The sequence below is a fragment of the Sporolactobacillus putidus genome, from assembly GCF_014647035.1.
GTDB lineage: Bacteria > Bacillota > Bacilli > Bacillales > Sporolactobacillaceae > Sporolactobacillus > Sporolactobacillus putidus.
Genome location: NZ_BMOK01000031.1, coordinates 1 through 1582, shown reverse-complemented (window position 1 = coordinate 1582; position 1582 = coordinate 1). Strand labels below are relative to the sequence as shown.

Here is a 1582-nt window from a genome sequence, read left to right as displayed (position 1 = left end):
CTAGTTATTCATTGGAATGGATCCAACTGGTCTAGGCTTTTTCCTCCTGTAGTTTTTCTACGCATAGAGTCTGCCGCCCAGGCAACTGCCGGATATGCTGACGCACAAGATGTAGCGGTTACGGGGCCAACTCATCAGAAGCAGGATGAGGCAGCTTTGGACCTGCAACCTGAGTCTACTGATCGCGAGGTCGCGTTCATGCAGTTGTAATTAGGGGACATCACAGAGTATCCGAGCTTATTCCAAAATCGATCAGAAAGGAGGTCCTTCCCAATGAAACTGTTTGTCGGTATTGATGTCAGTTTACAGAAACTGGACGTTTGCTTTTTAGACAGTGACCAGAATATCCTCGATCAGCCTTCTTTGACAAATGATCTGAACGGTGCTCGTGCCATTAAGGAGCTGGTGTTAAAACTCAGCTCAGCCACTCACTATAAACGCGTGGTGATTGGCATGGAATCCACGTCCATCTACAGCTTTCATCCGGCGATGTTCTTTCATGAAGATCCAGAATTGAATGCGTTACCCTTAGACGTTGTGACGCTCAACCCGACCATGATCCATCGCTACAAAGGGCTGTTCGATGAGGACAAGACCGATACAATCGATGCGTTCCGTATCGCGGACTTTCTACGCATTGAACGTTACCAAGTGCCTGTTATCAAAGAAGAGAAGTATGTCGCGCTCCAGCGTCTGACGCGGACACGTTATCAGCTGATCCATCAGATGACCGAATGTAAACAGCACTTCTTAGAAAATCTGTACTACAAGTGCAACACATTGACTCAGGAGATTCCTACTTCTGTGTTCAGCTCGTCAATCATGGACATCTTAAGCGACTCCCTGTCTCTAGACGAGATTTCCCAGATGAACCTAGAAGATCTCGCTGCGCGGTTAAACAAGGCCGGTAAGGGACGCTTCAGTAATCCGGAAAAATTGGCGAAAGTGATTCAGAAAGCCATTCGAGATTCCTATCGCATTGGCAAAGTCCTTCAGAATTCCGTGGATGTTGTACTCGCCACCTACGCCCGTATTATCGCGGGGCTGAAGAAACAAATTCAGACACTGGACAAAAGCATTGAATCCCTGTACGCCATCATTCCGGAGGCGCAGAGTCTCATGAGTGTTCCGGGAATCGGTCCGGTGTACACGGCCGGACTGCTTGCCGAGATCGGTCAGATCGACCGCTTTGACAATGAGGCTCAGCTGGCTAAATATGCTGGCCTCTACTGGAAAGTCTCCCAGTCCGGAAATTTTCAAGCAGAGCGTACACCGCGAACCCGTACCGGTAATGAATATCTTCGCTACTACTTGATTGAAGCTGCCAATTCAGTAAAGCGATGTGATCCCGTTTATCGGGCTTATTACCAAAAGAAATTCAACGAAGTTCCTAAGTTTCGTCATAAACGCGCCCTCGTACTGACGGCAAGAAAACTGGTTCGGCTGGTGGACGTGCTGCTTCGCGACCACCTGATTTACACCCCGAAGGGAGGTGGGCTGGCCGATAATCAGTAAGATCCGCCTCCTTAATGCCTTCTAATTTTTGGTAGTTTTTGAAGGCTTAGGTTTGTGTTGTCTTTTT

The 1582-nt window shown here is 48.2% G+C and carries 2 protein-coding genes; both read left to right on the top strand.

The window, feature by feature from the left end:
* Positions 1–210: hypothetical protein (locus tag IEX81_RS16650; protein ID WP_229727663.1), on the top strand; the 210-nt coding region annotated here is incomplete at its 5' end.
* Between the two features lie 63 nt (positions 211–273).
* Positions 274–1515, top strand: coding sequence for an IS110 family RNA-guided transposase (locus IEX81_RS16455; protein ID WP_188805334.1), 1242 nt, complete (start codon positions 274–276; stop codon positions 1513–1515).
* The last annotated feature ends 67 nt before the right edge of the window (positions 1516–1582 follow it).

What these genes read in the sequence shown, in the direction of transcription:
- IEX81_RS16455 (WP_188805334.1), top strand. Translation starts at nt 274, where the DNA reads ATGAAACTGTTTGTCGGTATTGATGTCAGTTTACAGAAACTGGACGTT.